23 protein-coding genes and 1 riboswitch are annotated in these 24769 nt (G+C 60.3%); of the genes, 16 read left to right on the forward strand and 7 right to left on the reverse strand.

The genetic code is table 11. The annotated features are described in order from the left end of the window. Positions 1–32: 32 nt before the first annotated feature. The 6 genes from ACTJJ7_RS08090 (at position 33) to ACTJJ7_RS08115 (ending at position 7825) form a co-directional block, all read left to right on the forward strand. On the forward strand, positions 33–1217 hold the full coding sequence (locus tag ACTJJ7_RS08090) for an acetyl-CoA C-acetyltransferase (protein ID WP_105734373.1): 1185 nt from the start codon (positions 33–35) through the stop codon (positions 1215–1217). 131 nt (positions 1218–1348) lie between these two features. Next, entirely contained in the window at positions 1349–2074 is a 726-nt protein-coding gene (gene phbB, locus ACTJJ7_RS08095) for an acetoacetyl-CoA reductase (RefSeq protein ID WP_105734374.1), read from the forward strand. 682 nt (positions 2075–2756) lie between these two features. Next, positions 2757–5801 (forward strand): helicase-related protein, encoded by a 3045-nt coding sequence (locus tag ACTJJ7_RS08100; RefSeq protein WP_440966474.1) that lies wholly within the window; start codon positions 2757–2759, stop codon positions 5799–5801. A gap of 14 nt (positions 5802–5815) precedes the next feature. Continuing rightward, positions 5816–6220, forward strand: a complete 405-nt coding sequence (locus tag ACTJJ7_RS08105; RefSeq protein ID WP_130271072.1) for an RNA-binding S4 domain-containing protein — start codon at positions 5816–5818, stop codon at positions 6218–6220. Between the two features lie 311 nt (positions 6221–6531). Then, positions 6532–6870 (forward strand): ferredoxin FdxA, encoded by a 339-nt coding sequence (gene fdxA, locus ACTJJ7_RS08110; protein ID WP_105734377.1) that lies wholly within the window; start codon positions 6532–6534, stop codon positions 6868–6870. 340 nt (positions 6871–7210) lie between these two features. Further along, positions 7211–7825: a CarD family transcriptional regulator gene (locus ACTJJ7_RS08115; protein WP_440966476.1), complete on the forward strand. Its 615-nt coding sequence runs from the start codon at positions 7211–7213 to the stop codon at positions 7823–7825. Between the two features lie 51 nt (positions 7826–7876). On the opposite strand, the gene ACTJJ7_RS08120 is transcribed toward ACTJJ7_RS08115, so the two are convergent. The 4 genes from ACTJJ7_RS08120 to thiB form a co-directional block, all read right to left on the reverse strand. After that, the gene (locus tag ACTJJ7_RS08120) at positions 7877–9304 is read right to left on the reverse strand and encodes a M48 family metalloprotease (protein WP_245421111.1); all 1428 of its coding nucleotides are present in this window, start codon (positions 9302–9304) and stop codon (positions 7877–7879) included. 242 nt (positions 9305–9546) lie between these two features. Beyond that, the gene (gene thiQ, locus ACTJJ7_RS08125) at positions 9547–10299 is read right to left on the reverse strand and encodes a thiamine ABC transporter ATP-binding protein (protein ID WP_440966478.1); all 753 of its coding nucleotides are present in this window, start codon (positions 10297–10299) and stop codon (positions 9547–9549) included. After that, positions 10292–11926, reverse strand: a complete 1635-nt coding sequence (gene thiP / locus ACTJJ7_RS08130; protein ID WP_440966480.1) for a thiamine/thiamine pyrophosphate ABC transporter permease — start codon at positions 11924–11926, stop codon at positions 10292–10294. The genes thiQ and thiP overlap by 8 nt, the downstream gene beginning before the upstream one ends. 4 nt (positions 11927–11930) lie before the next feature. Then, positions 11931–12950, reverse strand: a complete 1020-nt coding sequence (gene thiB / locus ACTJJ7_RS08135; protein ID WP_440966482.1) for a thiamine ABC transporter substrate binding subunit — start codon at positions 12948–12950, stop codon at positions 11931–11933. A gap of 44 nt (positions 12951–12994) precedes the next feature. Further along, a riboswitch (TPP riboswitch) is annotated at positions 12995–13111 on the reverse strand. A 157-nt stretch (positions 13112–13268) separates the two neighbouring features. Here thiB and ACTJJ7_RS08140 point away from each other — a divergent pair. The 5 genes from ACTJJ7_RS08140 (at position 13269) to ACTJJ7_RS08160 (ending at position 17014) form a co-directional block, all read left to right on the forward strand. Next, positions 13269–13466, forward strand: a complete 198-nt coding sequence (locus ACTJJ7_RS08140) for a hypothetical protein (RefSeq protein ID WP_130271062.1) — start codon at positions 13269–13271, stop codon at positions 13464–13466. A gap of 54 nt (positions 13467–13520) precedes the next feature. Beyond that, positions 13521–14147: a thiamine diphosphokinase gene (locus ACTJJ7_RS08145; protein ID WP_105734383.1), complete on the forward strand. Its 627-nt coding sequence runs from the start codon at positions 13521–13523 to the stop codon at positions 14145–14147. 103 nt (positions 14148–14250) lie between these two features. Next, positions 14251–14547, forward strand: a complete 297-nt coding sequence (locus ACTJJ7_RS08150; RefSeq protein WP_105734384.1) for a hypothetical protein — start codon at positions 14251–14253, stop codon at positions 14545–14547. A gap of 136 nt (positions 14548–14683) precedes the next feature. Continuing rightward, positions 14684–15040 carry a YMGG-like glycine zipper-containing protein gene (locus tag ACTJJ7_RS08155; protein ID WP_130271060.1) on the forward strand — a complete coding sequence of 119 codons (357 nt, stop codon included), beginning with the start codon at positions 14684–14686 and terminating at the stop codon, positions 15038–15040. Positions 15041–15196: 156 nt separating this feature from the next. Next, positions 15197–17014, forward strand: coding sequence for an ABC-F family ATP-binding cassette domain-containing protein (locus ACTJJ7_RS08160; protein WP_440966485.1), 1818 nt, complete (start codon positions 15197–15199; stop codon positions 17012–17014). Between the two features lie 29 nt (positions 17015–17043). Here ACTJJ7_RS08160 and ACTJJ7_RS08165 read toward each other — a convergent pair whose 3' ends face one another. Both ACTJJ7_RS08165 and ACTJJ7_RS08170 read right to left on the reverse strand, forming a co-directional pair. Continuing rightward, entirely contained in the window at positions 17044–17409 is a 366-nt protein-coding gene (locus ACTJJ7_RS08165) for a cell division protein ZapA (protein WP_105734386.1), read from the reverse strand. Positions 17410–17436: 27 nt separating this feature from the next. Continuing rightward, entirely contained in the window at positions 17437–17709 is a 273-nt protein-coding gene (locus tag ACTJJ7_RS08170; protein ID WP_105734387.1) for a DUF4164 domain-containing protein, read from the reverse strand. A 318-nt stretch (positions 17710–18027) separates the two neighbouring features. Between ACTJJ7_RS08170 and tkt the strand changes: the two genes are divergently transcribed. From tkt to ACTJJ7_RS08195, 5 genes are all read left to right on the forward strand, one after another. Next, complete coding sequence (tkt, locus tag ACTJJ7_RS08175; protein WP_130271056.1) at positions 18028–20013, forward strand: transketolase; 1986 nt, start codon at positions 18028–18030, stop codon at positions 20011–20013. A gap of 67 nt (positions 20014–20080) precedes the next feature. Beyond that, positions 20081–21088, forward strand: a complete 1008-nt coding sequence (gene gap / locus ACTJJ7_RS08180) for a type I glyceraldehyde-3-phosphate dehydrogenase (protein ID WP_105734389.1) — start codon at positions 20081–20083, stop codon at positions 21086–21088. Positions 21089–21314: 226 nt separating this feature from the next. Then, the gene (locus ACTJJ7_RS08185) at positions 21315–22508 is read left to right on the forward strand and encodes a phosphoglycerate kinase (protein ID WP_130271054.1); all 1194 of its coding nucleotides are present in this window, start codon (positions 21315–21317) and stop codon (positions 22506–22508) included. Between the two features lie 178 nt (positions 22509–22686). Further along, complete coding sequence (locus tag ACTJJ7_RS08190) at positions 22687–23712, forward strand: class I fructose-bisphosphate aldolase (RefSeq protein WP_440966488.1); 1026 nt, start codon at positions 22687–22689, stop codon at positions 23710–23712. Positions 23713–23792: 80 nt separating this feature from the next. Next, positions 23793–24557 (forward strand): SGNH/GDSL hydrolase family protein, encoded by a 765-nt coding sequence (locus ACTJJ7_RS08195; RefSeq protein WP_130271050.1) that lies wholly within the window; start codon positions 23793–23795, stop codon positions 24555–24557. On the opposite strand, the gene ACTJJ7_RS08200 is transcribed toward ACTJJ7_RS08195, so the two are convergent. Continuing rightward, on the reverse strand, positions 24552–24716 hold the full coding sequence (locus tag ACTJJ7_RS08200) for a hypothetical protein (protein ID WP_165401873.1): 165 nt from the start codon (positions 24714–24716) through the stop codon (positions 24552–24554). The two genes, ACTJJ7_RS08195 and ACTJJ7_RS08200, sit on opposite strands and share 6 nt — an antisense overlap. Between the last annotated feature and the right edge of the window lie 53 nt (positions 24717–24769).

Genomic DNA, 24769 nt, shown 5'->3' on the forward strand with positions numbered 1-24769 from the left:
GAATTCAGCATCTCAATGACAAGGAGACGTCCATGACCCAATCCATCGTTATCGCCAGTGCAGCGCGAACCCCCGTGGGTTCGTTCAACGGTGCTTTTGCCAACGTCCCGGCCCATGAACTCGGCGCTGCGGTGATCAAGGAAGTGCTGAGCCGCGCCGGTGTCGATGGTGCCGATGTCGATGAAGTGATCATGGGCCAGGTGCTCGGCGCTGGTGAAGGGCAGAACCCGGCCCGCCAGGCGGCCATGGAGGCTGGCATTCCGCAGGAGGCGACGGCCTGGGGGCTCAACCAGCTCTGCGGTTCCGGCCTGCGCGCCGTGGCGCTCGGCATGCAGCAGATCGCGACCGGCGATGCCGACATCATCGTGGCGGGCGGACAGGAGTCCATGTCGATGGCGCCGCATTGCGCGCACCTGCGCGGCGGCGTGAAGATGGGCGATTTCAAGATGATCGATACGATGATCAAGGATGGCCTGACCGACGCTTTCCATGGCTACCACATGGGCAATACGGCCGAGAACATCGCCCGCAAGTGGCAGTTCACCCGCGAAGACCAGGACAAGTTCGCCCTTGGCTCCCAGAACAAGGCGGAAGCCGCGCAGAAGGCGGGCAAGTTCAAGGATGAAATCGTGCCGTTCACGGTCAAGACCCGCAAGGGCGACGTGGTCGTTGCCGATGACGAGTATATCCGCCATGGCGCGACGCTTGACTCTCTTACCAAGTTGAAGCCCGCTTTCGACAAGGAAGGCACCGTTACCGCAGGCAATGCCTCGGGCCTCAATGACGGCGCGGCGGCCGTGGTGCTCATGAGCGAAGACGAGGCCAAGCGCCGCAACGTCAAGCCCTTGGCGCGCATCGTCTCCTGGGCAACGGCCGGTGTCGACCCTGCCATCATGGGGACAGGTCCAATCCCCGCCTCGCGCAAGGCATTGGAAAAAGCTGGATGGAAGGTGGAGGACCTTGATCTGGTCGAAGCCAACGAAGCCTTCGCGGCGCAGGCGCTTTCCGTCAACAAGGATCTCGGGCTCAATCCCGATATCGTCAATGTCAATGGCGGTGCCATTGCCATCGGTCATCCGATCGGCGCTTCCGGTGCCCGGGTGCTCAACACGCTGCTTTATGAATTGAAGCGCCGCAACGGCACGAAAGGCCTTGCCACGCTGTGCATTGGCGGCGGCATGGGCATTGCGCTGTGCGTTGAGCGCGTCAAGGACTGATCTTGCAAGAATGAACACGGGTCCGGCGTTTGCCGGACCCGTGCTCTGGCAGCACTAAATTTCCAGGCTGCTGCCACGTCTCTTTTTCAACAACACTAACTTTGATCCAACATGAATTAGGGAGGGGAAATATGACCAAAACGGCAATCGTCACGGGTGGAACACGGGGTATCGGCGCAGCCATTTCCGTGGCCCTGAAAGCGGCGGGGTACAAGGTCGCGGCAAATTACGCCGGCAATGACGACGCGGCGAAGAAATTCACGGAAAAAACCGGCATTGCCACCTACAAGTGGGATGTTTCCAACTATGAAGAATGCGCTGCCGGTATTGCCAGGATCGAGGCTGATCACGGCCCCGTCGCCGTACTGGTCAACAATGCGGGCATCACCCGCGACGCCATGTTTCACAAGATGACCCCAGGTCAATGGGGCGAAGTGATCAACACCAATCTGACCGGCCTGTTCAACATGACCCATCCGGTATGGACGGGCATGCGCGACCGCAAATTCGGCCGCGTCATCAATATTTCCTCGATCAACGGGCAAAAGGGCCAGGCCGGACAAGCCAACTATTCCGCGGCCAAGGCCGGGGATATCGGCTTTACCAAGGCATTGGCGCAGGAAGGCGCGCGTGCGGGGATTACGGTCAATGCCATCTGCCCCGGTTATATCGGAACGGAAATGGTGCGGGCCATCGATGAGAAGGTGCTCAACGAGCGCATCATTCCGCAAATCCCGGTCGGACGTCTGGGGGAGCCGGAGGAAATCGCGCGCTGCGTCGTGTTCCTCGCATCGGATGATGCCGGTTTCATCACCGGTTCGACGCTGACCGCCAATGGCGGGCAATATTTCAGCTGATCGGAAGCAAATCAGACGCCGCCGCGGGCCGGAAACGGTCGGCGGCGTTTTGTTTTGTGCGGCAGCGATTCCCGATACTCGCGGCCAAAGGTTAACGGCATTTCCTGAATCTTGTCCTATTTCCTTCCCGTGCGTTCGGTGATTGGTGCGACTCCCGCGCCTTCAGCACAAGATGTAGCCGTGAACAAAACGGGAAAGAATGCAAAGCGCTGATTCGTCGCTGATTCGTTCTTCCTTTGATCGAAGTGTTAATGGAACGGGACGCGCGGAGCCCGGATTCCTTAACTAACTATAAGGAAATATTACGATTTCCTTAACCGGGCAAAAAACCGGTTGACGCCGGAATGTCGGTTTTCGCGCCAGCAAGCCAAAGGTTAATGCGGATGAACGGATTCAATGAAATCCTGCCCTTGACGATTCAGCATCTTGTGCGACTCATACCCCGCAAAGCTAGATGTGGCCGTGAACAAAGCAGGAATCTGGTCCTATAGCTGATTCGTCGCTGATTCGTTCTGCTCGCGTTCTATTTCTTAATGGAACACTCCGTGAATCGGTTCGCAATTGTTTATCTTGAGGTCGCCGCATACTTTCTGTCTGATACCGATAGTGCTATCGGATAGAGCATGCCCGGCATGCCTTGCTGGTTCTGGTAAGGCCGTCGTGCCGGTGTTGGATATTTTTGATGAACCTTATGCCTACTCCCGAACTTCCCTTGATCCTGAGCGGCCGTGACGTCACCGCCGTTCTGGGGCCGACGAATACGGGGAAGACTCATCTCGCCATTGAACGGATGCTGGCGCACCAGACCGGCATGATCGGCCTGCCGCTGCGCCTGCTGGCGCGCGAAGTCTATAACCGCGTTGCCGAACGGGTGGGGCTTGCCAATGTCGCGCTGATCACGGGCGAAGAAAAGATATCGCCGCCTGGCGCACGCTATGCGGTCTGCACCGTCGAAGCGATGCCGCGCCAGACCGACATGGATTTCGTCGCCATCGATGAGGTCCAGCTCGCCAATGATCTGGAGCGCGGCCATATCTTCACCGACCGCATCCTGCACTTGCGGGGCCGTCAGGAAACATTGCTGCTGGGTGCGGCCACCATGCGCGGCATATTGGAGAAGCTGCTGCGCGGCATTTCGGTCGTCACGCGTCCGCGCCTGTCCAACCTGACCTATGCCGGCTCGAAGAAGATCACGCGCCTGCCGCCGCGCACCGCAATCGTCGCCTTCGCTGCCGAGGAGGTCTATTCCATCGCCGAACTGATCCGCCGCCAGAATGGCGGCGCCGCCGTGGTCATGGGTGCCCTGAGCCCGCGCACCCGCAATGCCCAGGTGGATCTCTATCAGTCGGGCGATGTGGATTATCTCGTCGCCACCGACGCCATCGGCATGGGGCTCAACCTTGATGTTGATCACGTGGCCTTCGCCCAGGACCGCAAGTTTGACGGCTATCAGTTCCGAGACCTGTCGCCGGGCGAAATCGGCCAGATTGCCGGGCGGGCCGGGCGGCACCTGCGTGACGGTACATTTGGTGTCACCGGGCAGATATCGGGCTTTTCCGAGGAACTGGTGCAGCGGGTGGAATCGCATGCCTTCGATTCCGTCAAGATTTTGCAATGGCGCACCGCCCGGTTCGATTTCTCCAGCCTTGACGCGTTGAAGCGGTCGATCGACACGCCCGCGCCGGTGGAGGGATTGACCCGGGCACTGCCCGCGGTGGATCAGCAGGCACTCGACTATCTGTCGAAAGACCCGGATATCGCGCCGCTGGCCAATACGCCGGAACGGGTGGCGCTGCTGTGGGATGCCTGTGCCTTGCCGGACTACCGCAAAATTGCGCCGGCGCAGCATGCGGATATTATTGCATCGATCTATACAGATCTCGTCGAACATGGTCATGTTAACGAAACGTACATGGGCGAACAGGTGCACCGGGCTGATACGACCGACGGCGATATCGATGCTTTGTCGCGGCGGATTGCCCAGATCAGAACTTGGACTTTTGTGTCGCATCGGCCGGGATGGCTGGCAGATCAGGCACATTGGCAAGAAAAGACGCGTGAAATTGAGGACAGATTATCAGATGCACTGCATGAACGGTTGACGAAACGCTTCGTAGACCGCAGGACAAGCGTGCTTATGAGGCGCCTGAGAGAGAATACAATGCTAGAAGCCGAAATTAGCCCTGCCGGGGACGTTGTTGTCGAAGGGCACCATGTTGGACGTTTGGATGGATTCCGTTTCACTACGGACAGCCAGATCGATGGAACCGATGCAAAAGCCGTGAAGGCTGCCGCACAAAAAGCCTTGGCGACAGAGTTCGACAATCGCGCCGAGCGTTTTGCCGCTTCCGCGAATGGCGACTTCGCCCTGGGATCGGACGGGACGCTGCGCTGGATTGGCGCTCCGGTCGCCTCGGTCGTCTCGGGCGAGCAGCCGCTGAAGCCCCGCGCGGTGCTTCTGGCCGACGAGCAGCTGACGGGACCGGCGCGCGACAAGGTCGCCGCGCGGGTTGACCGCTTCCTCGCCCATCATGTGGATACGGTGCTCAAGCCGCTGGTCGATCTTGCCAATGCCGATGCGCTGGTCGGCATCACCCGCGGACTGGCGTTCCAGCTGGTCGAAAATTTCGGCGTGCTGCAGCGCCGGGATGTGGCGGAAGATGTGCGCGGCCTCGATCAGGATTCGCGCGCTGCCCTGCGCCGCCTCGGTGTGCGCTTTGGCGCCTATCACGTCTTCCTGCCCGCATTGCTCAAACCGGCGCCTGCGGGTCTGCTGACGCTGCTGTGGGCGCTCAAGGAAGATGCCAGGGATCGCCCCGGCTATGGCGACGTCGTGCAGGTGCTGTCCGCAGGCCGCACATCGGTTGTCACCGATCCCGCTTTCGATCCGGCCTTCTATCGCCTCGGCGGCTACCGGCTGCTCGGTCGCCGGGCCGTGCGCATCGATATTCTCGAGCGTCTGGCCGATCTCATCCGTCCGGCGCTGGCCTGGAAGCCGGGAAGCGGAACGCGGCCTGACGGTGCCTATGACGGCACGCGTTTCGTCGTCACGCCGGCGATGATGTCCATTCTCGGCGCCACTGCCGATGACATGGAAGAAATCCTCAAGAATCTCGGCTACCGCTCGGAAGCAACCGACGCTGCCGTTGTGTCGGCCAAGGTTGCCGAACTCGATGCCGTCGCCCAGGCGCCTGCGCCGCAGGGCACCGCGCCAGAAGGCACCAAATCAGTCCCGGCGGCCGAACCGGTTGGTGATCCGATCGTCAAGCCGGTTGTCGAGGCTGCGGCGCCCGTTGCGGTTGCAGAGGAAGCGCCTGCAGCCGTTGCTGAAACCGCCGCCGCTCCGGCAGCAGAAGACGCACCCAAGCCGGTGCTGCTCTGGCGCCAGGCACCGCGTTTCGAGGGCCGCAACAACAACCGCCGTCCCCAGGGCGGACGCGAGCAGCAGGCCCGCAGCGGCGACAGCCAGGGCGAGGAGCGTCAAAACCGGCAAAGCCGTCCGAACCGCAATGCCGGTCCGCAGGGTGAGCGCGGTGAGCGCAAGGAGTTCCGCGGCAAGGGCGGCAAGCCCGGCGGTGGCGAGCGCTTCCGGCAGGAAGGCGGCAAGCCTTCCGGCAAGCCCCAGCATCACGGCAAGCGTCCGGAGCGGGAAGAACGTCCGGTCAAGATCGACATGGACTCCCCCTTCGCCAAATTGCTGGCGTTGAAGGAACAGATGAAGAAGTGAGGGTCTGACCCCAGATGACGGGAACCGACAGGCAGCGCATCGACAAGTGGCTGTTTTTCGCGCGGGTGGTCAAATCCCGTTCCCTCGCTGCAAAACTGGCATCGGGCGGCAACGTCCGGGTCAACAAGGACAAGATCGACCAGCCATCACACGGGGTCAAACCCGGTGATGTGCTGACGATCACGCTGGACCGGCGCATTCTCATTTACAAAGTCCTGTCCGGCGGTACCCGGCGCGGACCCGCCGAGGAGGCGCGCGCGCTGTACGAGGACATTTCTCCGCCGCCGCCGCCAAAGGATGCCGTGAGCCGCCTTGACATGCTGCCCAGGCGCGACGCGGGCAGCGGCCGGCCCACGAAGCGCGAGCGGCGGGATGTCGACCGGCTGATGAAGGGCCGGCCTGACGGCTCCGAAGATTAGTTTGCGATGAAAAACATGGAAATATCGAAATTATCTCCAAAATGGTCGGCCGGGCTAAAATATTATTTCCGGAATGCCTATATTGGGAGATGATGGTTGCTTGTCGGCGGACCATCGCGATGCGATGAATGGCACGCTGCGGACTTGGACAATGGCTCGGTCCTGATGTGATGAAGACAATCCCTTTGCACGTCGAGATTTTCCGGGCCGCGTTCTGGTGCCGCAGTCCGTTTTCCCCTCTTGTCAGGCCGGTGCCAAATCGTTACCTCAACCGCTGACACGCTGACTATGGTGTCTTCAGGAGCCAGTAAATGACATATGTTGTGACCGACAATTGCATCCGCTGCAAATATATGGATTGCGTTGAGGTCTGTCCGGTCGATTGTTTTTACGAAGGTGAGAACATGCTCGTCATCCATCCGGATGAGTGCATCGATTGCGGCGTGTGCGAACCCGAATGCCCTGCGGAGGCCATCAAGCCGGATACCGAGCCGGGTCTTGACAGCTGGCTGCAGCTGAACTCGGAATATGCGGAAAAATGGCCGAATATTTCGGCGAAGAAAGATGCGCCCAGCGATGCCAAGGAAATGGACGGCGTCACCGGTAAGCTCGAGAAGTACTTCTCACCGGAACCGGGCGAAGGCGACTAAACTTATTCGCGTGCCACAAGACTGATTTGCCCTGAAAATCAAGTCTTGCAATGCGTTTAGTTTGCGCTTGTGCAGCAAAAGTTGATTCTGATCACTTTTCGTGTTATGGTGCCGCGATATGTTGATCATTGGACGTCAATTTCGTGGCGCTAAAGCATAAATCACCAATCGGCTAGATTTTTTCCGGACTTAACAGTTCAGGTTGAGGTTCTTTGATTGTGACCCGTCCTGCTGTTTGGTCCGGATTGCTTTGCGTGAAAATATTGACGGCCGACAAACCGGGTTCCGGTTTCCAGTGATTGGTTTAACCGGTGCGTTTTGCCGGGCGCAGCAGGGAGTAATGAAGCGCATGACAGCAGTTCCGCAGAAGAAGACCGCCCAGCGTATCGGATTCAAGACGGGTGAGTTTATTGTATATCCGGCTCACGGCGTAGGCCAGATCGTCAATATCGAAGAGCAGGAAGTTGCGGGCCACAAGCTCGAGCTTTTCGTGATTGACTTTCAGAAGGACAAGATGCGCTTGAAGGTACCGGTTGCCAAGGCAACCGCCATTGGTATGCGCAAACTCTCAGAAACAGATTATGTCGACCGTGCCCTGAAGGTTGTTCAGGGACGTGCCCGCATCAAGCGCACCATGTGGTCCCGCCGGGCGCAGGAATATGATGCAAAGATCAATTCCGGCGATCTGATTTCCATTTCGGAAGTTGTCCGCGATCTTTTCCGTGCCGACAATCAGCCTGAGCAGTCCTATTCCGAACGCCAGCTCTATGAAGCAGCGCTCGACCGCATGGCCCGTGAAATTTCCGCCGTCAACAAGATGTCGGAAACGGAAGCCGTCCGCCTGATCGAAGTCAATCTCGCCAAAGGTCCCAAGCGCGGCGCGAAGACTGAAGAAGCCGAAGCTGAAGCTGATGCGGACATGTCCGTTGAAGACGAGCAGGAAGAAGCCGCATAATAGCGGGTTCATCCCTTTCAACAAAAAGCCCGGTTTTACCGGGCTTTTTTGTTATTCGCTGATGATTTTCACTTTGTCGCCGACGGAAACCGTGCCGCCGGGCGGCAGAGCATTGATCAGCCGGAAGAGATCCAGCTTGCGGTCCGTACCCATGATCTGGCTGGAGAGGCTGGCAAGCGTATCGCCCGGCTTGACCGTGACAACGCGGATCCGCAGCGGCTTGATGTTGGCCTTTTCCTGCGCCGTCAGCAGATGGAAGCTCTGCGTCACCGTCTGCGCCGCCGGCATCAATGCCGTGCTGCCCGTGGGCGCGGCGGTCAGGAAGCGATAGATGCGGTCGCCGGAATTCACGACGAAGATATCGAACTCCCAGCGGTCTGCCTTGGCCTTTGCCGTTGCGGCGGGCATGCCGTTGAATGTCGTCGCCTTGACGCTGGCATCGTCAAGCCCGGTCACCCAGCCGCTGCGCATATAGTCGACCATCGACGTCTTGCCGGAAATCTGGGTTCCGTCGAAGCGGATCGCGACTTCGCCGGGGCCGGTTGCCATGACGGCTGCGGCTGAGTTGTCGATGACAAAGCCGTCCGGCACGGTGAAACTGACGCCGAGCAGCGGGTGCACGAAGGTGCGGCCACGGACATAGCCTTCTTCCGGCGTGTCGCCATAGAGCAGTCCGTCAACGCCCTGCAGGAAGGAATCGCGGTCCGTCGTGCCGACGCCGGGCGCACCGATCTTGCGGGCATGGCCGCGCGCCAGCTCGATGCGCTGCGGCGCGGAGGGATGGCTGGCGAGGAAGTCGAGGCTGGCATCGGTCGCCCCGGAGACATTGCGGAAATCCGCATAGGCCGCCATCGACTGCAGGAAGCGGGCCGCGGCAAAGGGGTCGTATCCGGCTTCGCCGATCATCTTGATGCCGATGGCATCCGCCTGCAATTCCTGATTGCGCGAGAACTGCGCCATGCGCAGCTTGCCGCGGATGAGCGCCTCGCGGCCCGCCTGATCGTCCTGCAGGACCTCAGAGACGACGCGGCCGGCGATGACGGCTTCCGCCTCGCGCTGCTGGCGTTCGATGCCGTGATTGGCGATCACATGGCCCATTTCATGGGCGATGACGGCGGCAAGTTCCGCGCTGTCATTGGCCAGAGCGAGCAGGCCGCGGGTCACATAGAGATAGCCGCCCGGCAGCGCGAAGGCATTGATGTTGGGCGAATTGAGGATGGTGATGCGGTAGGTATGGGTCGGATTGTCCGATACGGTGGTCAGATTGCCGACGACCTTGGCAACCATGCGTTCGAGCTTCGCATCCTTGTACTCGCCGCCATAGGTGGCAAGGATGCGGGGATGCTGTTCGGCACTCAGCTTGGCCAGCCGGTCATTCTTCGAAACATTGTCGACGATGACTGGGCTTGATGATGGGCCGAGCGCATCTTCCTTGGTGACGTTGAGCACCTGGCAACCCGACAGGAAGGCGAGCAGCAGCGTTGTCGAAATCACGGTCGTGCTTCGTACTGCCGGATGAAACCGTCGATTGCCGATGGGGAAAATGTGCGAGCCCAGAATCATGTCCTCATGTCGTGCGGCGCCGGTGCCAACGCTAAAACCAAGTTCTCACTCGTCTTTTGCCTGCGGAATCGGTGTGCTTACTTTCTAGCTAGCCCGTTGAGCAGGCCGGGGCAAGAATTACATTGATTTCTTATGAGGCCCATTGAGTACAAAATATGTCAAAGTGATAACTCTTGCGAGCCGAGATATTTTCGCAACAGGGAAGGGCCTTTGGCCGCGAGCAATTCTCCGGCGGGACCCGATGCTGCCACGTGGCCATTTTCCAGAAAGAACAGTGTCGATGGTATACGCAAAGCATCGTCCGGATGATGGGTGACCATCACAATGGTCATCCCAGTATCTTTTTGCAGTTGCCCGACCAGATCAAGCATTTCATGGCGCAATGCTGGGCCGAGAGAAGCAAAGGCTTCGTCGAGCAACAGTACAGGCCGGTTGCGCACCAGCGCCCGGGCAATGGCCACGCGCTGGCGTTCCCCGCCCGACAGTGCCGCCGGTTTGCGCGTCTCCTTGCCCGCAAGTCCGACCTTGGTGATGGCGTCGTGGACCGCCTGCCGATCCGCCGCGTCGAGGCGCAGGCCCGGCCGGCGGCCAAGACCGACATTGGCGGCAACGTCGAGATGGGCAAAAAGATTGTTGTCCTGAAACACCATGGAAACCGGGCGCCGGGACGGTTCGACATGCGTGACATCGGCACCGCCGATCAGCACGCGGCCGGAGAGCGGCGTCTCGAAACCGGCAATGAGGTTGAGAACCGTGGATTTACCCGCACCGCTCGGCCCGATGATGGCGGCAATCGAGGACGCTTCGATGGCAAGGTCGAAACGCATGGCCATATCGCCATAATCGAAACGAACGGCATCCAGCCGGATCGCGGCGCCGCCGGTTGTGGTCTTTTCCGTTTGTTCAACCATCTCTTGCATTGTCCTGTCGGGCGAGGCTGGCCGCACCACGGTCGGCTGCAACCATCAAGAGCAGGCACAGGGCACCCAGGATCAGGGCCAGTCCCGCCGCATCCTGTGTGCGATAACTTCCCATGCGCTGCAAGAGCAGGAACGGCAGGGTCTGGATGGAATCACTGCCGAACAGCGCGATGGTGCCAAGATCGCCGAGCGACAGAGCCATGGCAAAGGCGAAAGCGACACCGATGGGCAGGCGCAAGGCCGGCCAGTCGATCAGGCGCAGCCGGTCCCAGCCGGTGATGCCGAGCTGGAGGCAAAGCCGGTTGTGGCGGCTTGCCGCTGTATCCCAGGCCGGGCGCAGGATGCGGAAGGCAAAGGGCACGGCCATGGCGGCATTGACCCCGATGACCATGACGGGCGCAAGGCTGAACGGATCGAGCGCATGGCGCGAGAGGATGAACCAGCCGGCGCCGATGACAATGGGCGGCACCACCATGATCAGGCTTGCCCCCAGATCCAGTGACCGTTCGAACAGGCGAGGCGCAACCGTTCGCCGCCGGCTTTGCTGATATTCCCGGGCCATCACCAGCGACAGCGATATGGCGAGGGAGAGCAGGGCCGCGGCCGCGCCAAGCACGATGCTTGTCGCAATGGCGCGCCAGACCGTGGCTTCGCTCAAGAGACGCGCCAGGTCGGCGCCAAGCCCGGCGACAACGGTTCCGCCCATGGGCAGGCCGACGAAGAGCAGTCCGAGCAGAATGATGGCTGTGTTGGCGCATTGCGCTGCACGGCTTGGCTGCTCGAAGCGCCGCGTGGCCGTCTGGAGACTGAAGCCTTCCTCCGCCGGTTTGCCTGTCAGGCCGAGCAGCAGCAGGACGGCGATGGTCAGGCCCAGCTGCAGCAGGGTGAGCGAGACGGCGCGGGCAATATCGAAGTCGAAATGCAGGGACTGGTAGATCGCCACTTCCAGCGTGGTGGCGCGGGGGCCGCCGCCCAGGGTCAGCACGATCGTGAACGAGGTGATGCAGAGCATGAAGATCAGCCCGGCAATACCGGACAGATTGCGGCGGATGACGGGCCATTCGATCAGGCGAAAGCGAGCCCAGCCGCCCATGCCGAGCTGCGCCGAGAGCTTCCAGTAATCCGGCGGAATGGAATCAAGGCTTGCCAGCACGAGCCGGGTTGCCAGCGGCAGGTTGAAAAAGACGTGGGCGAGAAGAATGCCGGGAAGCCCGTAAATATTGGGTGGGGTGTCCAGGCCGAGGCTGCTGAAAGCAAAGGCCAGCAGGCCGTTGCGGCCATAGATGCTGGTGATGCCGAGCACTGCGACAAGCGCGGGCAAGGCCAGGGGCAGGGCAAACAGGCGCAAAATCAGCGCGCGGCCGGGAAAGGCGGGATGTTCATGCAGGGCACGCGCGAGCGGAATGGCAAAGGCAACCGCAAGCAGCATGGACAGGAGCGCCTGCAGCAGCGTGAACCGGGCCACACGCCACAGATAGCTGTCGAATGCGGCAAAACCTTCCACGCCGCCGCGCAGCGCTTCGGATGCGAGACTGAGCAGTGCGCCACCCGCGAGTGCCGCCAGAAAGGCGAGGGCGAGCGCCCCCGCCCATGGTCTGAAACTGCCGGTGGCAATCACAATGCTACAGGCTCATGGCCGCGAGCCATTCATCGATCCAGGCTTTACGGTTCTTGGCGACTTCCTCGGACGGGAAGGCCAGGGTCTTGACGGGTTGAACCAGGGTTTCGAAGGCCGGGTTCAGCGCGTCGGTGGTCTTGGCGGCCGGATACATCCAGTTGTTTTCAGGAATGGCATCCTGGAACGCCGGGCTGGTCATGAAGGTGAGAAACTGCGCCGACAACGGATTTTTGGCCCCGTTGACGGTCTGGGCAGCGACTTCGACCTGCAGGTAATGGCCTTCGCCGAACGAAATGGCCTTGTAGCGGTCCACACGCTCGGCGATCAGGTGATAGGCCGGGGATGTGGTGTAGGACAGCACCAGCGGTGCTTCGCCCTTGGTGAAAAGGCCGTAGGCTTCCGACCAGCCGGGCGTGACGGTCAGCACCCGGTCTTTCAGCTTTGCCCAGGCCTCTCCCGCCTTGTCGCCATAGACCGACTTGACCCAGAGCAGCAGGCCAAGGCCGGGCGTCGAGGTGCGGGGATCTTCGATGACGATCTTCTGCTTCGGGTCGCCTTCGACCAGTTCCTTCAGGCTTTCCGGCGGGGTCTTCAGCTTCTCGGAATCATAGATGACGGCGAAATAGCCGTAGTCATAGGGAACAAAAATATCATCGGTGTAGCCGCCGGGGATGCTCACGGCTGACGTGTCGATGCCATGCGGGGCAAACAGGCCGGTTTGCCGGGCCTCGTAGGTCAGATTGGTGTCGAGGCCGAGCACCACATCCGCCTTGGTTGACTCGCCTTCCAGCTTGATCCGGTTGAGCAGGGCGACACCATCGGCAACCGCCACGAATTCGACCGTGCAGGCGCATTGCTTTTCGAAGGCTTGCTTGACCTTCGGGCCCGGACCCCATTCGGCGGTGAAACTGTCATAGGTATAGATGGTCAGCTTGCCTTCGGCCTGTGCCGTGCCAAGGGGAATAAGGGCGAACAGAGCGGTCACGACGGCCGCTGTCTTTACAATAGTCTCGAATGGCCGCATCGGCGCCTCCTATCAGCAGTGTTCAAAAGGATTGGTGCGCCGGCAAATCTGCCGCGTCTAATCCCTCCGCCGGTACAAACCGGATCAGGTTCCGCGGGTTGGCAGGGTTTCCCCTTGCGCCTCTCAGCCGGTCGATCGGACCGGCACCCCGTTAGAGCACGACAAGGATAGAGCTTCGGCCAGAGCCGTGCAAGCGGTCGATGCTTATGAAATCTTTATGTTTTGCCGGTTCTGCCAAATCGAAAGCTGATACTGGCGCGCCTATTGTCCCCAGCGAAAACATCCCGTGCGGCTGTTTTCCGATGGAAAGGGTCAATCATGTTTCGTGGTCACGGTTTTTATCATTCCCATGTCAGGGTGCAGCACAATCCCGGCGTGCAGAATGCGCCCCGCAAGGCGATCCTCCTGCGCCGGCGCCGGCAGAAATTCATCCCGGAGCTTTATCCGAGCCTGTTTCTGGCCATTGGTGTGGCGATTGCCGGCATGGCCGCGATTGCGCTCGGGCGCTTCGTTTAACCGCGAATCACGGATGCCCTGTGCGGCCGGCTTTTGCCATGCTATGGCCGGTGCATGAGCAAATTCGTTCTTCTTCTTGGCGGAACCGTTCACGTCACCGACCGTCTGCGCCATCTCATTGCCGGAGCACGCGTTCTGGCTGCCGATGGCGGCATCGCCCATGCACAGGCACTGGGCCTCGAACCGGAATTGTGGCTGGGCGATTTCGATTCGACATCGCCCGCGCTGGCCGAACGCTATGCGCATGTGCCGCGTTCGGTGTTTCCGGCGGCCAAGGACATGACCGATGGCGAACTGGCGCTCAATGAGGCCTACCGGCTGGGTGCCACCGAGGTGATTCTGTGCGGCGCCTTTGGCGGTGAACGCACCGACCACACTTTGCTGCACCTGACCATGGCCACCCGCCATGCGGCGGAAGGCCGGAAGATCATTCTTTCCAGCGGAAGTGAGGAGGCGCATCCCCTGGTTGCAGGGGATTATGCGTTCGATTTTGCCGACGGTACAGTATTCAGCATTGTGGCCTTTACGTCCCTGCGCGGATTATTTATCCATGGTGCGCGATGGCCGCTGGAAAATATGGAACTTTCTTTCGGTTCATCGCTTACAGTGTCGAATGCCGTGTGTGGAAATCTCCACGTATCGCTTCGTTCAGGCAATGCCGTCCTGATTGCTGCACCGTAAAATTGCGAAACGCTTGTAAAACAACGCGGAAAGTGCAATTCTTGCGGCACAGCATTGGGGACGCAAGCTGGTTAGTTTAGTTTTGAAACGGGAGAGGTCTTCCATGTTGAAAAGTTTGTCGACAGTCGCAGTTGCCGCGCTTCTGGCATTTTCGGTAGCCGGTTGCACAACAAGTGAACAGCGTACAGCGGGTTATGGCGTTGGCGGTGCAGCACTTGGTGCTTTGGCTGGTGGTGCAATCGGTGGTGGCCGTGGCGCACTGGCCGGCGCTGCCATTGGTGGTGTTGGTGGTGTCGCTGTTGGCGCTGCAACGGCCAATAATGACGGCGGCGGCCGCCGTTACTGCACATACGAAAACCGTTACGGCGAACGCTATCGCGCGCCTTGCCGCGGTTACTAATCGTTCCCCATCAGGGAAAGCGGAACAGGCCGGGAAACCGGCCTGTTTTTGTTTGCCGGGTTCATGGGCTGATCTTTGTTCTGCCGCATTAAGCCCGCACGATATGGCCGCTATATTCATGTTGAGAGGATTTACGATGAGTTTTCGTTTGACCGCTATTGCGGTTTCTGCGCTCCTGGCCATGTCACTGGCCGGCTGCGAAACGAGCGAACAGAACCAGCGGGCCGGGACGGGCGCGTTGATCGGCGGCGGTGTCGGCGCACTCGCCGGACAGGCACTCGGACACAACACCAAGAGCACCGTGATCGGTGCGGCCGGCGGCGCGCTTCTCGGCGCGGCAGTCGGTACGGCAACGACGCCAAGCGGCAGCGGCAATGGCAATCAGAACCTGTGCCGGTACCAGCGGCCCGATGGCAGCATTTACAATGCCCCTTGCGAAGGCAATGGCGGTCGTGGTGCCCCCTATGGCGGTTACAACAACGGCGGCTACTGAGCGGCACGCTGCTGAACGGATGCAGACAGGCCGGTTTTCCGGCCTGTTCTGTTTTATGCGATAAAGATATTTGACAGCGGCACCAATCTCGCCGACAAGCGCCCGTCGGCACTGATGTCCGGCGATTGCGCTCCTTTTCCAGAACTGAAAAACGCCATGGCTCCACCCCTTCTTCGTCTTGACCGGATTGCACTGACGTTTGGCGGTACGCCGCTCCTCAGCGATGCGGCGATTTCCGTCAGCGAGGGCGATCGCATTGCCCTTGTCGGCCGCAATGGCTCCGGCAAGTCGACACTGCTCAAGATCGCGGCGGGCTTCATCACGCCGACCGACGGCGAAGTGTTCCGCCATCCCGGCGTCACCGTCCGCTATCTCGCCCAGGCGCCCGACATGGAAGGCTTTGCCAATGTCCGCGATTATGTCGAGGCGGGCCTTGGACCGGCAGACGATCTTTACCGTGTCAGCTACATTCTTGAGCATCTCGGCCTGACCGGCGAGGAAAAGCCGGACAATCTGTCGGGCGGCGAGGCGCGGCGTGCGGCGCTGGCCAAGGTTCTCGCCCCCCAGCCCGACATTCTGCTTCTCGACGAGCCGACCAACCATCTCGACCTGACAACAATCGAATGGCTGGAAGGCGAGTTGCGGCAGATCCGCTCCAGCATCGTCGTCATCTCGCATGACAGGCGGTTTCTGGAAAATATCAGCCGGTCGACGGTCTGGCTTGACCGCGGCGTTACGAAACGGCTCGACCAGGGTTTTGGCGCCTTCGAGGAATGGCGCGACAAGGTGCTGGAAGAGGAAGAGCGTGATCTGCACAAGCTCGGCCGCCAGATCGTGCGCGAGGAGCATTGGTTACGTTACGGCGTTACGGCACGGCGCAAGCGCAACATGCGGCGTCTCGGCGAACTCCAGAGCATGCGCGGGGAATTCCGCAATCATCGCCGCGCGCAGGGAACCGCCGTCTTGAAGGCCAGCGACGCCAGGGAATCCGGCAAGCTGGTCATCGAGGCCGAACACCTGGTCAAGGCCTATGGCGAACGCGTGCTGGTCAAGGATTTCTCCACACGCATCCAGCGCGGCAACTGCGTCGGCTTTGTCGGTCCGAATGGTGTCGGCAAGACCACGCTTCTCTCCATGCTGACCGGCCTGCTTGCGCCGGACAGCGGTTTCGTGCGTCTTGGCACCAATCTTGAAATTGCCGTTCTGGACCAGAAGCGCGACAGTCTCAACCTCGACCAGACGCTGTCGGACTACCTGACCGACGGGCGCGGCGAGAATGTCATCGTCAATGGCGAACAGCGCCATGTGGCCTCCTACATGAAGGACTTCCTGTTCCAGCCGGAGCAGTTGCGCACGCCGATCCGCGAATTGTCGGGCGGTGAGCGGGCGCGGCTGATGCTGGCGCGCGTCCTCGCGCGCCCGGCCAATCTGCTGGTGCTCGACGAGCCGACCAACGATCTCGACATGGAAACGCTCGACCTCCTGCAGGAACTGGTGTCGGGCTTTGCCGGAACCGTTCTCCTGGTCAGCCACGACCGTGATTTCCTCGACCGTACCGTAACATCGGTGATTGCGCCGGAAGGCGACGGGCGCTGGCTCGAATATGCCGGCGGCTATACGGACATGCTGGCGCAGCGCAGGGAAGCGCTGGCGACACGCAAGGAGCTGAAGACGGCCAAATCAGCAGCGCCCGCCGACGCCGGCGGGGAAAAACCGGCGGTGCAGCGCGAGGAAAAGCGCAAACTGTCCTACAAGCAGAAATTCGCGCTGGAAAACCTGCCGGGCAAGATGGAGGCGCTGCATGCGGACATCCACAAGCTCGAAGCCAAACTCGCCGATCCCGAGCTTTTTGCCAAAAATCCGCAGGTGTTCAACAAGACCGTCGAGGAGATCGGCAAGAAGCGGCACGATCTCGAGCGCTTCGAGGAAGAGTGGCTGGAACTGGAAATGCTGCGCGAGGAAATCGAGGGCTAGGGCCTCGCTTGTCCCGCCGATCCGGCAGATCAGCTCGCCTTGGGCGCGATCTTGGCCGCGAGGTTTTCGATCCGCGTGGTGACTTCGGACAGAACGCCGGTGATGGCCGTGTCGTTCTTGTCCGCCCGCTGCAGAGCTTCATCGCGGCTCTTGCGCAGGGCGTCGGCCTCGTTTTCAAGGCCTTTGACCCGCATCTGCAATTCATGCAGCTCGTCCGTGATCATGATGCCGGCCATGACAGTCAGGCGCAAATCGCCGATTTCACCGAAGGACGATTTGAGGTGCGTCACGTAACGGTCGAACCGCTCGGCAAGACCGGTCAGGTGCTGTTCCTGGCCCTCGTCGCAGGCCATCCGGTAGGCTTTGCCGTCAATCGTAACTGTTACAGTGGCCATGGGCGTCTCTTTCAGCTGATAGCGGTATTACCGGTCCAGAACGGTGCGAATGGATTCCATCGCCGTTACGAGACGGCGGGAGACTTCCTTGTTGGCGGCTTCCAGGCGTTCCGCACGCCCTTCCGACGCGTCCAGCTCCTGGGCCAGCCTGCGCCGGTCCATGTTCATGCGCTGGACCTCTTCCTCCGCTTCGGCAAAATCACCCTCCTGCTCAAGACGCAGGTCAACCGCGTCCTCGAGGTGAGCCAAGGCTTTTGCCAATCGTTCCAGAACCTGCTTGAGGGTGGCTTCCGGTGCCATTTTCGCGTTTCCCCTGTGTGTCGCTCTTTTACGCGAATCGCAAAAAGAAGAACAGCTTATGCGCCGAAGTCTAGAGGGCACATCAACGTCGCGTCAATCAATCCGCGTTGTCACAGTCCAGTCATGCACCGATAATCGAGTATCGGGTGCCCTTGTTCCCGCCCGTGCGACGAAAGAGCCCGCTTTCCGAATGCCTCAATTTGACTTAGGTTTTATTGACTCCCTGATGACACCTGCTATGTGTCGCGTGCCTTTTGGATTTTGTCTGAACCGGCGTCCAGAAACGGCATTTCCTATCCTCTTCGAAAGACGGTACACATGACCAATTCTGAAAAATCCAACCAAATGGCCAATGCAATCCGCTTTCTGTCGGCAGATGCAGTGGAGAAGGCCAATTCCGGCCATCCCGGCCTTCCCATGGGCGCAGCTGATATTGCGACCGTTCTTTATACCCGTTTCCTCAAGCACGATCCGAAGGCGCCGCATTGGCCCGACCGCGATCGCTTTGTCCTTTCCGCCGGACATGGCTCGATGCTGCTCTATTCGGTGCTTTATCTCTCCGGTTACGAAGATATCACCATCGACCAGATCAAGAATTTCCGCCAGCTTGGCTCGCGCACGGCCGGTCATCCCGAATATGGTCACGCCGCCGGCATCGAAACCACCACAGGCCCGCTCGGCCAGGGTCTGGCCAATTCCGTTGGCATGGCGCTGTCCGAGCGCATCCTGAATGCCCATTTTGGTGATGATCTCGTCAACCACCATACCTATGTGATCGCCGGTGACGGCTGCCTCATGGAAGGCATCAGCCAGGAAGCCATTGCGCTTGCCGGTCATCTCAAGCTGAACAAGCTCATCGTTTTCTGGGACCACAACAACATTTCCATCGACGGTCCGGTTTCGCTCGCCGACAATACGGATCAGTGCGCCCGCTTCGAAGCGTCCGGCTGGAACTCGATCAATGTCGATGGCCACGACCAGGATGCGATTGCCGCGGCGATCGAAAAGGCCCACAAGTCCGACAAGCCGACCCTGATCGCCTGCAAGACGACCATCGGTTTTGGTGCGCCCACCAAGGCCGGCACCAACAAGGTGCATGGCTCGCCGCTCGGTGCGGAAGAACTGGCCGGCGCCCGCAAGGCCCTCGGCTGGACATCCGAGCCATTCGTCGTTCCCGCTGATATTCTCGACACATGGCGCGCCTCCGGTCTGCGCTCTGCCAAGGAGCATGCCGCATGGGAACAGCGTCTGGCTGCGACCAATGCCGAGACCCGCGCTGAGTTCGACCGCCGCATGCGCGGCGACCTGCCTGCCAATTTCGATGCCACCATCGTCGCCTACAAGAAGAAGCTTTCGCAAGACAAGCCGAAGGTCGCGACCCGCAAGGCATCGGAAATGGCGCTTGAAGTCATCAACGCTGTTGTTCCCGAAACCATTGGCGGCTCTGCCGACCTGACCGGTTCCAACAACACCAAGACCAGCCAGACGCAGAACATCACCCCTGACGATTATGGTCAGCGTTACGTGCATTACGGCATCCGCGAGCACGGCATGGCTGCTGCCATGAACGGTATCGCGCTGCATGGCGGGCTTATTCCCTATTCCGGCACGTTCCTGACTTTCTCGGATTATGCACGCGGCGCCATGCGTCTTTCCAGCCTGATGGGCATCCGCGTCATCTATGTCATGACGCATGATTCCATCGGCCTGGGCGAAGATGGTCCGACGCACCAGCCGGTCGAACATCTGGCGGCACTGCGCGCCATTCCGAACAATTATGTGTTCCGTCCCGCCGACGTTGTCGAAACGGCCGAATGCTGGCAGCTGGCACTGGAGTCCCGCAAGACTCCATCGACACTGGCACTGACACGCCAGAACCTGCCGACGGTCCGGACCGACCATTCCGATGAAAACAAATGCGCCTATGGTGCCTATGAACTGGCCCCGGCCAGCGGCAAGGCTGAAGTGACGATTTTCGCGACCGGTTCGGAAGTCGAAATTGCGCTCGCCGCCCGTGCGCAGCTGGAAAAGGACGGCCATCCCGCGCGCGTCGTTTCCGTGCCCTGCTTCGAACTCTTCGAACAGCAGAGCGAAGACTACAAGCGCGCGCTGATCGGCGATGCCCCGGTCAAGGTTGCGGTGGAAGCTGCCATCCGCCTCGGCTGGGACCGTTTCATCGGCCTCGACGGCATCTTTGTCGGCATGACCGGCTTTGGCGCCAGCGGTCCGATCGAAGAGCTTTACAAGCATTTCGGCATCACCGCGGAAGCCATCGTCGCGGCGGCGGAAGGCAAGTTGAAATAATCGGCGGGTCTACCGCTTCACACCATTCATCAAGGGCTCCTCACTACCCCCAAGGAGAAACTAAAAAATGACAGTTCGCGTTGCAATCAACGGGTTTGGCCGCATTGGCCGCAATGTTCTTCGCGCCATTATCGAATCCGGCCGCACCGACATCAAGGTTGTCGGCATCAACGATCTGGGTCCGGTCGAGACCAATGCGCATCTGATGCGCTATGATTCCGTGCATGGCCGCTTCCCCGGCACGGTAACGGTTTCCGGCGATACCATCGACGTCGGCCAGGGCCCCATCAAGGTCACTGCCGTGCGCAATCCGGCAGAATTGCCGTGGAAAGAGCTTAACGTCGATATTGCGCTGGAATGCACCGGCATTTTCACGGCGCGCGACAAGGCGGCCGCCCATCTTGAAGCCGGCGCCAAGCGCGTCATCGTGTCGGCGCCTGCTGACGGTGCCGACCTGACGGTTGTGTTCGGTGTGAACCATCACAAGCTGACCAAGGAACACCTGGTCATTTCCAATGCGTCCTGCACCACCAACTGCCTTGCCCCGGTTGCATTTGTGCTCAACGAAGCTGTCGGCATCGATCATGGTTTCATGACCACGATCCACAGCTATACCGGCGACCAGCCGACGCTCGATACCATGCACAAGGATCTCTATCGCGGCCGCGCGGCTGCCCTGTCGATGATCCCGACCTCGACCGGCGCTGCCAAGGCTGTCGGTCTCGTCCTGCCGGAACTCAACGGCAAGCTCGACGGCAGCTCGATCCGCGTTCCGACGCCCAATGTCTCGGTCGTGGACTTCAAGTTCGTTGCCAAGCGCGCGACCACGGTTGCCGAAATCAACGATGCCATCAAGTCCGCCGCCAACGGCAAGCTGAAGGGTATCCTCGGCTATACCGATGCGCCGAATGTCTCGATCGATTTCAACCACGACCCGCATTCATCCGTGTTCCATCTTGACCAGACCAAGGTGATGGAAGGAACATTCGTGCGCGTCCTGTCGTGGTACGACAATGAATGGGGCTTCTCGAACCGCATGGCCGACACGGCCGTCGCGTTCAGCAAGGTCATCTGAGACGCTTGCTCCGGTATGAGTTGAACGGCAGGCGTTTACACCCCCCTCTGTCCTGCCGGACATCTCCCCCACAAGGGGGGAGATCAGCTTTCAGATTTGTTGAAGCACATTATCGAATGTGACGATGAGCGATAACACCAATGCCAATGTGATCTCCCCCCTTGTGGGGGAGATGGGCGGTAGCCCAGAGGGGGGTGCTGGCAAATTCAGATGAGGGGTAATCACCATGCCAGCTTTCAAGACACTCGATGATGCCGATGTTGCGGGAAAACGCGTTCTTCTGCGCGTCGACCTCAATGTGCCGGTTGCCAACGGCCACGTAACCGACGCCACCCGGATCGAGCGTGTCGCGCCCACCATCCTTGAATTGTCGAAAAAGGGCGCCAAGGTCATCCTGCTTGCGCATTTCGGCCGCCCGAAGGATGGACCGACGCCGGAATTCAGCCTCAAGCCCATCGCGCATGCGGTTGCCAAGGTGATTGGCCAGAACGTGCATTTCGCCGAGGACAGCATCGGCGACAAGGCGGCAGAAGCCGTCGCCAAGCTCGCGAACGGCGATATACTGCTTCTGGAAAACACCCGTTTCCACAAGGGCGAAGAAAAGAACGATCCGGCCTATGTCAAGGCATTGGCCGCCAATGGCGATATCTACGTCAACGACGCGTTTTCCGCCGCGCACCGCGCCCATGCCTCGACCGAAGGTCTGGCGCATGTGCTGCCGGCCTATGCGGGCCGCACCATGCAGGCGGAGCTTGAAGCACTGGAAAGCGGCCTCGGCAATCCGAAGCGCCCTGTGGTGGCCGTTGTCGGCGGCGCCAAGGTGTCGTCCAAGCTCGATCTCCTCGGCAATCTCGTCGAGAAAGTCGATGCGCTGGTGATCGGCGGCGGCATGGCCAATACATTCCTGGCGGCGCAGGGCGTCAAGGTCGGCAAATCGCTGTGCGAACATGACCTGGCTGACACGGCCCGCGAGATCATGGCCAAGGCGCAGGCGGCCAACTGCACCATCATCCTGCCGGTTGACGCCATCGTTGCCTGGCATTTTGAAGCCAATGCGCCGTTCCATGCCTATGGTCTGGATGCCATTCCCGAGGATGGCATGATCCTCGATGTCGGGCCGCAGTCGATCGAGCGCATCAAGGGTGCCATCGATGATGCGGCAACGCTGGTGTGGAACGGTCCTCTCGGCGCTTTCGAGCTGACACCGTTCGACAAGGCAACCGTTGCCGCGGCGCGGCATGTGGCCGAGCGCACCAAGTCCGGCCATCTCGTCTCGGTTGCCGGTGGTGGCGACACGGTGGCGGCGCTCAACCATGCCGGTATTGCCGATGATCTGACCTATGTGTCGACCGCGGGCGGCGCCTTCCTTGAATGGATGGAAGGCAAGCCGCTTCCGGGTGTCGATGTCCTCAAGCGCTGATGGCCTGTTGAAGGCGTGATCCGGGGTCTGCCAAGGCCCCGGATTAACGAAGAACAGAAAATGTTATCCTGTTAAATCGGTTGAAAAAATTTCAATCGTTTCAAAGGCTTGAACTGCCATTTCGTTTGATATGAGCTTCTGGTATGGGCCAGACCACTAGAAACGGAGTGCATGATCTATGAGCGAACGCCTGGAAGATATCGCGATTGCAATGGTTGCCAGCGGCAAGGGCCTGCTTGCTGCGGATGAAAGTACCGCAACAATCAAGAAGCGGTTCGATACGATTGGGCTGGAATCGACAGCCGATAGCCGCCGCGACTATCGCGAAATGCTGTTCCGCTCGGACGATGCCATGAAGAACTACATCTCCGGCGTCATTCTCTATGATGAAACCCTGCGTCAGAATGCCAAGGACGGCACGCCTTTCGTGCAGATCCTGAAAGCGGCCGGCAGCATTGCTGGCATCAAGGTCGATGCCGGTGCCAAGAGCCTCGCCGGGTTTGCCGACGAGACCATCACGGAAGGCCTCGATGGCCTGCGCGAGCGGCTGGCCGAATATTACAGACTGGGTGCGCGCTTTGCCAAATGGCGCGGTGTCATCAATATTTCGGACGCCCTGCCCACATGGGGTGCTGTCAAGCAGAACGCACAGGCTCTCGCCCGTTATGCCGCCCTTTGCCAGGAAGCCGGCATCGTGCCGATCGTCGAACCGGAAGTGCTGATGGACGGCAAGCCGGGTACCCACACGATCGAGCGCTGCTACGACGTGACCGAATGGGTATTGAAGACGGTTTTCACCGAACTTTACGATGCCCGCGTCGTGCTGGAAGGCATGATTCTCAAGCCGAACATGGTCATCGACGGCAAGAATGCCCGCAAGGCTTCGGTCGAACAGGTGGCCGAGCAGACCCTGCGTGTCCTGAAGGCGACGGTTCCATCCGCCGTGCCCGGCATTGCCTTCCTGTCCGGCGGCCAGTCGGATGAAGAAGCAACGGCGCATCTCTCGGCCATGAATGCTGCGCACGATCTGCCGTGGAAGCTGACATTCTCCTATGGCCGCGCCCTGCAGGCCGCTGCCCTGAGCGCCTGGAACGGCAAGCCGGAAAACGTTGCAGCCGGTCAGCGCGCCTTCGCGCACCGCGCCAAAATGAACAGTCTTGCCGCAACCGGCGGCTGGAAAAAGGACCTGGAAAAGGCCGCTTAAGCGTTTCTTATCCAAAAACAGCTCTCATAGAGCCCGGGCCTGATTGAGGTCCGGGCTTTTTTGTGTGCTGTGAGGACTGTTTGACCAAACCATCGGCTTTCCATCCGCTTGTCAGCTGGCTGCTGTTCCCGGTCTATGCGTGGCAGGGCATTGCCGTGCGCCTGAAGACCGAACGCATGCTGCCGCCGCCAGCCTTTCCCGTGGGCGAGATCGCGGGCAAGGAACCGGCCATCCGCCTGCTGGTGCTGGGCGATTCCTCGGCCGCCGGTGTCGGGGTGAGCGATGTCTGGCAAAGCCTCTGCGTGCGGCTTGCCGTGCATCTGCAGGGACGGACGGGACGCAAGATCATCTGGCGCGCCGCCGGGTTCAATTCGGCGACATCGGGCCAGCTGCGCGATCACGTGGTGCCCAATATCGAGCGGGGCATGTGGACCCATATCGTTCTGACTGCTGGCACCAACGACACCAAGAACTTTCATTCGGTCGCCCGCTTCAAGAAGGAATTCGGCGGGCTGCTCTATGCGCTGAAGGCAAAGTGGCCGGAGACCTCGGTCGTCTGGTCACCGGTCATTGATTTCCGCGACGTGCCCGCCATGCCGCCGCTGCTCGGACGCATTCTGGAAGGGCGGGCCAGTGCCATCAACGCCATGGGCGAGCGGCTCTGCCGCGAACGCATGGCAATACCGGCGCCGCGGCTGCCGGTGGAAGGCCCCGAAGGCTTTTCCAGCGATGGTTTCCATGCCTCCGCACTCGGCTACGATGCCTGGGCGAAACATCTCGTGCCCTATGTGCTTAATCTCACCGTGAGGGAAGCTACCGCGCGCGAAGGCGAAGCAAACTCATAACCCGCTGTGGCTCAGCACCACGACCACCAGCATGGCAAATATCGCTCCGGCGGCGATTTTCCAGAAATCCCCGCGCTTCTTCATGCCGGGCCAGCCCAATGGCTTGATCAGGTGCAGCGCCATCAGGACGATCAGCAGCAGCGGCAGAATCTTGAGCATCGTCGTTACAAAGCCTGCCGCCTGAGGGAAGGGGTGGATGGGGATCCGACAAG

It is taken from the genome of Phyllobacterium sp. 22229 (genome assembly GCF_052056495.1).
In the GTDB taxonomy this organism is placed as follows: Bacteria; Pseudomonadota; Alphaproteobacteria; order Rhizobiales; family Rhizobiaceae; genus Phyllobacterium; species Phyllobacterium myrsinacearum.